Origin of the sequence: Herbiconiux sp., from assembly GCF_023264895.1 — a bacterium.
GTDB lineage: Bacteria > Actinomycetota > Actinomycetes > Actinomycetales > Microbacteriaceae > Herbiconiux.
Genome location: NZ_JAHFUY010000139.1, coordinates 1 through 7,027 on the forward strand (window position 1 = coordinate 1; position 7,027 = coordinate 7,027).

Consider the following 7,027-nt stretch of genomic DNA (forward strand, 5'->3'; position numbering starts at 1 on the left):
CACGCCCCGGGCTGCGACCTGCCGATGGGCTGGGGCATCGCTCCCGTGGCCGCCCTGCGCGAGGCCGGAATCGCGGTGGGCCTCGGCACGAGCGGCGGCGGCAGCAACGACGCCGGCCACCTGCTGGCGGATGCCCGGCTGGCCCTGCAGGTCGCCCCGCTCGTGGGGCCGCCGATCCCGGCCCGCGACGTGCTGGCGATGGCGATGGAGGGCTCGGCCCGAGGGCTCGGCCGCCCAGAGCTCGGCCACCTCCGGCCGGGGGCCGCCGCCGACCTCTGCGTCTGGGACGTCTCGGGCGTCGCCGACGCCGGTGTCGCCGATCCGGTCGCCGGCCTCCTCTGGGCCTCCCCCGGCCGCCGCCCGCGCCACGTCGTGGTGGCGGGCCGCGTGGTCGTCCGCGACTACGAGCTCGTCTCCCACGACGAGCGCGCCCTCGCCGCCGACCTCACGACCCTCCTAGCCGCCCGCCGCACCTGACCCCCACCCCCCACCCGCCTCCCACGAGTGGTCACTTTCTACGCAGTTGGACGTGGTTTCTGCGCAGAAGGTGACCACTCGTGGGAGGTCAGAGCTCGAGGACCAGGCGGGGGCAGGCCGCTCGGGAGACGCAGATCATCATGACCTCGTTGGAGGCCTGCTCGTCGGGGGTGAGGACCGAGTCGCGGTGGTCGACCTCGCCCGAGACCACGGGCGTCTCGCACGTGCCGCAGGTGCCCTCCCGGCACGACGAGAGCACGAGCACGCCCGCCTCCTCCACGACGTCGAGGATGCTCCGGTCCGGCGGCACCGTGACCGTGACACCCGTGAGCTCGAGCTCCACCTCGAACGACTCGTGCCGCACCGGCTCGGCGACCGAACGCGCCTCGAACCGCTCGAGATGCAGCGCACCCGAGGGCCAGGGCGCGCCCGAGGAGCCTGCACCGGCACCGGCCCCGGCTGCGACGCTCTCGAGCTCCTCCAGCATGCGCGCGGGCCCGCAGGCGTAGACGTGCGTGCCCTCCGGCACCTCGAGCGCCGCGAGGTCGAGCCGCCGCCCGGGCTCCGCCGTGTGCACCGATACCCGCGATCCGAAGGTCGTCACGAGCTCGTCGACGAACGGCATCCGTTCGAGCGAGCGCCCCGCGTAGGCCAGCCGCCACGAGGCACCGGATGCCTCCACCGCCCGCACCATCGGCAGGAGCGGCGTGATGCCGATGCCGCCGGCCACGAACAGGTACGACGCCCCGGCCACGGGCGGCACGAGCGGGAAGTGGTTGCGTGGCCCCCGGATGCGCAGCGCACTGCCGCCGGCGACATGGGCGTGCACGTGCTCCGAGCCGCCGCGCCCGTCGGGCTCCCGCAGCACCGCCACGAGGTAGTGCGACAGATCCCCCGGGTCTCCGCAGAGCGAGTACTGCCGCTCGACCCCGGGCTGCACGAGCACGTCGAGGTGGGCGCCCGGCTCCCAGGCCGGGAGCATCGACCCGTCGGCGGCCCGCAGCTCGAGCAGCATCACGTCGGAGGCGACCAGGCGCGCGTCGTGCACCACGACGTCGATCTCGCCGAGAACGGCGGGCGCACCGGCGCCAGCACCCGCACCCGCGGCGCCGCTCACGAGCCCGCGCCCCGCTGCTTGACGATGAACAGCCGGTACTCGCCGCCGTCGGCCGACCACCACCGGTGCAGCGTCCCGCCGGCGTAGTGGATCGAGTCGCCCGTCATCAGTTCGAACTCCCCCTCGTCGGCGAGGTCGACGAGCACGCGCCCGCCGACGACGTGCAGGAACTCATCCTCCTCGTGCGTGTAGAACTCCCCCGGCCGCCCGTTCGATCCCCGGAACTCCATGGGCACGAACGGCGCCTGGCCGTGCACCAGGATGCGCGCCTCACCGCCGCCGAACGGCCCCTGCGGCCCTTCGGCCCGCCGCACCACCGACACCCTCCCGGCACAGGCATCCGGGACCGGGATCTCGGCCGACGCGGCGATGAGCTCGATCTGGCTCGACCCGAGTGCTCGGGCGATGCGCTCGAGCGAGGTCATGCTCGGCCGGGCCTGCCCGCGTTCGAGCTGGCTGAGGAACGGGTGCGAGAGGTCGGCGAGCCGGGCCAGCTCCACGAGCGTGAGCCCGCGGGCACGCCGGAACGACCGGATGCGCGCACCGAGGCGCACGGTCTGCTCGTCGAGGGCGAGGCTTCCGGATGAGATGGCGGACCCCTTTCGGTAGCGGTCACACAGACAGTAACCACGAATGGAGTCGTGTGCGAAATCGTCCTCAGGCGCAATTTACATTCGGAAATCTTTGCGTTACGCAACGGAAACGCGCCGTCCGTAGCGTGGCCCATGTTGAAGCCATCAACATCCGACCGAGCAGGAGATCGACTCGATGACCATGCTCCCCCACCCGCTGACGCGGCTCACGGATGCGACGCTCGCCGACGGCCGCCGGGTCGACGTCGAGATCACGGGCGACACCGTGACCGGCGTGCATCCGGCCGGCACCCTCGGCGGGGCGCGAGAAGGCGGAGCGCGAGAGAGCGGCACCGGAACCGTCCCGGCCGCCCACCTCGACCTCGACGGCTTCCTCCTCCTCACGGCCCCCGCCGAACCCCACGCGCACCTCGACAAGGCGCTCTCCTGGGACCTGATCCAGCCGCCCATGGGCGACCTCGGCCTCGCGATCGACTCCTGGAAGCGCTACGCCGCCGAGATGACCACCGAGGGCATCGCCGACCGAGCCCGCCGCCAAGCGCTCGCCATGCTGCAGAACGGCACCACCGCCATCCGCTGCCACGTCGACGTGCTGCAGGGCGACGACCCGATGCGCGGCGTGCGGGCCCTGGCCCGGGTGCGCGACGAGCTCCGCGACCTCGTCGACATCGAGCTCGTGGCCCTCGCCGGCCCCACGGTGCCCGACCAGCACGTGCTCGACGCCCTCGACCTCGGTGTCGATCTCGTGGGCGGCGCACCGCACCTGGCCGACGACCCCGACACCGACCTCCGCCGCCTGCTCGCCCTCGCCGACCTCCGCGCCGTGGGCGTCGACATGCACACCGACGAAAGCCTCGACGGTGCGTTCACCCTCCTCACCCTGGCCGAGGTCGTGCGCGACTGGCCCGAGGGCCGCCCGGCCACGGCGGGCCACTGCGTGCGCCTCGGAACCCTCGACCCCGAGAGCCGCGACTCCGTCATCCGCGAGATCGTGCGGAGCGACGTCGGCATCGTCACGCTGCCCATCACGAACCTCTACCTGCAGGGCTGGGGCCACCCCGTCAGCACTCCCCGCGGTCTCACGGCCGTGCGCGAGCTGCTGGATGCCGGGGTGCGGCTCGGGGCCGGCGCCGACAACGTGCGCGACCCGTTCAACCCCGTCGGCCGGAGCGACGCCCTCGAGACCGCCTCGCTTCTCGTGACCGCCGGGCACCTCACGCTCGACGAGGCCTACGCCGCCGTGAGCGACGGGGCCCGCTCGGTGATGCGCCTGCCCGAGGCCGGCGTCGCCGTGGGCGCCAAGGCCGAGCTGCTCGCCGTGCGCGGCGGCAATCTCAGCGAGGTCGTCGCCGACGCCTCAGCCGACCGCTTCGTCGTGCACGCCGGGCGCCTCGTCGCCCAGAGCTCCGTCACCCGGCAGATCGCCGCCCCCGCCGTGTCGCCCGTCGACGCCCTGACCGAAACGAGGTGAGAAGCTCCATGACCATCGCAGCTCCCGCCGTCGCCCCCGCGACGAAGACCGACCAGCTCCTGAACTTCCAGGACGTCGCGATGACGTTCCCCAACGGCACCACCGCACTCTCGGGCGTCGACCTCACGGTCGACCGCGGTGAGTTCGTGACCGTCGTCGGCCCCTCCGGCTGCGGCAAGTCGACCCTGCTCCGGATCGCCTCCGGACTCACCCCCGCCACCGAGGGGGTCACCGAGGTCGACACCACGCGCATCGGCTACGTGTTCCAGGATGCGACGCTGCTGCCGTGGCGCGACGTGCAGGCGAACGTCGAGCTGCTCGCCGAGCTCAACGGGGTGCCCAAGGCCAAGCGCCGGGTCACCGCGAAGGAGGCGATCGACCTCGTGGGCCTCACGGGCTTCGAGAAGCACCTGCCGAAGACGCTCTCGGGCGGCATGCGCATGCGCACGAGCCTCGCCAGGAGCCTCACCCTCGACCCCGAGCTGTTCCTCTTCGACGAGCCGTTCGGCGCGCTCGACGAGATCACCCGCGAGCGCCTCAACGACGAACTCATCAAGCTCTTCACCGAGCAGCAGTTCGCAGGGCTCTTCATCACGCACTCGGTGTCGGAGGCCGTCTACCTCTCCACCAAGGTCGTGGTCATGTCGGGTCGCCCCGGCAAGATCGTCGACACCTTCCCGGTGGATTTCCCGTTCCCCCGAGACCCCGAGATCCGCTTCACCGCCGAGTTCGCCGAGCTCTGCGGCAAGGTCTCCCACGCACTCCGAGAGGGACACCACTGATGACCACCGCCCCGCCCACTGCCCCGAAGAACCGCACCATGATGCGGCCCGCCACGGTCAAGACGAGCCGCAAGAAGTCGGCGACCTGGGTGCCGCCGCTGCTCGTGGCCCTCGGCATCATCGCCGTCTGGTACCTCGTCTCCTACGTCTTCCTCGACGAGCAGCGCCGGTTCCTCCTGCCGCCGCCGCACGAGATCTTCACCGACGCGTTCTTCCAGCCCGACGTGATCAGCGACATCATGGTGGCGCTCGGCCGCACCGCCGTTGTCGCCCTCGTGGGCCTCGCCATCGCGATCGTGATCGGCGTGGCCTGGGCCGTCGCGATGAGCCAGGCGCGCTGGATCGAGCGCTCGACGTTCCCCTACGCCGTCATCCTGCAGTGCATCCCGATCCTCGCCCTCGTGCCCCTGATCGGCTTCTGGTTCGGCTTCGACTACCCCGCCCGCATCATCGTGTGCATCATGATCGCGCTGTTCCCGATGGTCTCGAACACCCTCTTCGGCCTGCAGTCGGTCGACAAGGGCCAGCGCGAGCTCTTCCAGCTGCAGAAGGCCGGCCGCTGGACCGTGCTCACGAAGCTCGAGTTCCCCGCCGCCCTCCCGGCGATCTTCGCCGGCATGCGCATCTCGGCGGGCCTCGCCGTGGTGGGCGCGATCGTGGGCGACTACTTCTTCCGCCGCGGGGAGCCGGGCCTCGGCTCGCTCATCTCGAACTACCAGTCCCGCGTGCAGTCGGCCGAGCTGTTCGCCGCGATCATCACCGCCAGCCTCTTCGGCGTCGTGATCTTCGCGTTCTTCGGCTGGCTCGGCAAGCGCGTCGTCGGCAAGTGGTACGACTTCTCGGCCAGCTGAGAACCGACCCGACAACCACCAGTCCCCCCATCCGTCCCACCGCACCACAGCCCTGCACCACCTGATCCACCTAGAAGGAGAAGACATGCGCAGCACCCGAACCCGGCTCGTCCTCGCGGCCGGCCTCGTCGCCACCACAGCGGTCGCCCTGAGCGCCTGCAGCACCGGCTCCGGAGCCTCCGAGTCGACCGCCTCGGCCGACCTCGAGATCGGCTCCGTCGACCTCGCGGCCGCCGGCTGTCCCGCCTCGGTCGTCATCCAGACCGACTGGAACCCCGAGGCCGAGCACGGCCACCTCTACCAGATGCTCGGTGAGGACTACACGATCGACGCCGACAACAAGCTCGTCTCCGGCCCGCTCATGTCCGCCGGCGAGTACACCGGCGTCGACGTCGAGATCCGCTCCGGCGGCCCCGCGATCGGCTTCCAGACGGTCTCGAGCCAGATGTACACCGACCCCGACATCATGCTCGGCTACGTCTCCACCGACGAGTCGGTGCAGCTCTCGGCCGACATGCCCACCACGTCGGTCTTCGCCCCGCTCGACATCAGCCCCCTGATGATCATGTGGGACCCGGAGACCTACCCCGAGGCCGAGACGGTCGAGGACATCGTGGCCGACGGTGCGGTCATCCGCTACTTCGGCGGATCGGCCTACATGGAGTACCTGATGTCGGCCGGCGTCGTGCCCACGGCTCAGGCCGACGGCTCCTACGACGGCACCCCGGCGACCTTCGTGGCCTCCGGCGGCAAGGACGCCCAGCAGGGCTTCGCCTCGGCCGAGCCCTACATCTACGAGAACGAGGTCTCGGCGTGGGAGAAGCCGATCGCCTACCAGCTCATCAACGACACCGGCTACCCCTTCTACATGTCGTCGATGGCCGTGCGCACCGATGACCTCGAGGCGAACAGCGACTGCCTCGCGGCGCTCGTGCCCGTGCTGCAGCAGGCCGAGGTCGACTACTTCGCCGACCCCGCCACGACCAACACGCTGATCCTCGACCTCGTCGAGCAGTTCGACACCGGCTGGGTCTACTCGCAGGGCGTCGCCGACTACTCGGTGAAGACCATGATCGACGAGGGCATCGTGGGCAACGGCCCCAACGACACCATCGGCGACTTCGAGGACGCCCGCGTCTCGGAGCTGTTCGACAAGATCGTGCCCGTCTTCGAGGGCCTCGGCACCGCTCCGGCGGAGGGTCTGACCGCCGAGGACATCTACACCAACGAGTTCATCGACACCTCGATCGGCCTCGAGTAGCCATGACGCTCCCCACCGTGACGGAGTCCCGGCTGCAGGGGCCACGGCTCCTCGGCAAGAAGATCGTCGTCACCGGTGGGGCGCGTGGCATCGGAGCCGAGATCGCCCGGCGGTGCGCGGTCGAGGGCGCTGAGATCAGCGTCCTCGACCGCCTCGCCGACGAGGGCTCGGAGGTCGCCGCCGAACTCGGCTGCCACTTCGTGCCTGTCGACCTCACCGACGAAGCCAGCACCAGGGATGCCCTCGGCGACGCCATCGCGGCCCTCGACGGCATCGACGTGCTCGTCAACAACGCGGGCATCCTGCGCTTCTCACCGCTCCTCGAGATCAGTCTCGAGGAGTGGAACACCATGTTCGCCATCAACACCACGGCGATGCTCCTCACGACCCAGGTCGCGGCCCGCTCGATGATCGCGGCAGGCACCGGCGGCAAGATCGTGAACCTCGCGAGCATGGCCGGCAAGACCGGCGGCGC

At 70.9% G+C, this 7,027-nt stretch carries 8 protein-coding genes; 6 read left to right on the top strand and 2 right to left on the bottom strand.

What is annotated here, in order from left to right:
- A partial coding sequence (locus Q0D57_RS18655) for an amidohydrolase family protein (protein WP_291046877.1) occupies positions 1-477 on the top strand: 477 nt, incomplete at its 5' end.
- An 88-nt stretch (positions 478-565) separates the two neighbouring features.
- Here the strand turns inward: Q0D57_RS18655 and Q0D57_RS18660 are convergent.
- Entirely contained in the window at positions 566-1,594 is a 1,029-nt protein-coding gene (locus tag Q0D57_RS18660) for a PDR/VanB family oxidoreductase (RefSeq protein ID WP_291046878.1), read from the bottom strand.
- Entirely contained in the window at positions 1,591-2,148 is a 558-nt protein-coding gene (locus tag Q0D57_RS18665) for a helix-turn-helix domain-containing protein (RefSeq protein ID WP_291046879.1), read from the bottom strand. The genes Q0D57_RS18660 and Q0D57_RS18665 overlap by 4 nt, the downstream gene beginning before the upstream one ends.
- A gap of 214 nt (positions 2,149-2,362) precedes the next feature.
- On the opposite strand from Q0D57_RS18665, the gene Q0D57_RS18670 reads away from it, so the two are divergent.
- The 5 genes from Q0D57_RS18670 to Q0D57_RS18690 all read left to right on the top strand — a co-directional run.
- A complete protein-coding gene (locus tag Q0D57_RS18670) occupies positions 2,363-3,658 on the top strand; it encodes an amidohydrolase family protein (RefSeq protein ID WP_291046880.1) in 1,296 nt (431 codons plus the stop codon).
- Between the two features lie 8 nt (positions 3,659-3,666).
- Positions 3,667-4,440 (top strand): ABC transporter ATP-binding protein, encoded by a 774-nt coding sequence (locus Q0D57_RS18675; RefSeq protein WP_291046881.1) that lies wholly within the window; start codon positions 3,667-3,669, stop codon positions 4,438-4,440.
- Positions 4,440-5,291, top strand: a complete 852-nt coding sequence (locus tag Q0D57_RS18680) for an ABC transporter permease (RefSeq protein ID WP_291046882.1) — start codon at positions 4,440-4,442, stop codon at positions 5,289-5,291. Before Q0D57_RS18675 ends, Q0D57_RS18680 begins: the two co-directional genes overlap by 1 nt.
- 85 nt (positions 5,292-5,376) lie before the next feature.
- Complete coding sequence (locus Q0D57_RS18685) at positions 5,377-6,552, top strand: ABC transporter substrate-binding protein (RefSeq protein ID WP_291046883.1); 1,176 nt, start codon at positions 5,377-5,379, stop codon at positions 6,550-6,552.
- A gap of 2 nt (positions 6,553-6,554) precedes the next feature.
- The coding region (locus Q0D57_RS18690) for an SDR family NAD(P)-dependent oxidoreductase (protein ID WP_291046885.1) at positions 6,555-7,027 on the top strand (473 nt) is incomplete at its 3' end.

Coding starts and splice junctions, on each gene's coding strand:
- Q0D57_RS18670 (WP_291046880.1), top strand. CDS start 2,363: ATGACCATGCTCCCCCACCCGCTGACGCGGCTCACGGATGCGACGCTC.
- Q0D57_RS18675 (WP_291046881.1), top strand. CDS start 3,667: ATGACCATCGCAGCTCCCGCCGTCGCCCCCGCGACGAAGACCGACCAG.
- Q0D57_RS18685 (WP_291046883.1), top strand. CDS start 5,377: ATGCGCAGCACCCGAACCCGGCTCGTCCTCGCGGCCGGCCTCGTCGCC.
- Q0D57_RS18680 (WP_291046882.1), top strand. CDS start 4,440: ATGACCACCGCCCCGCCCACTGCCCCGAAGAACCGCACCATGATGCGG.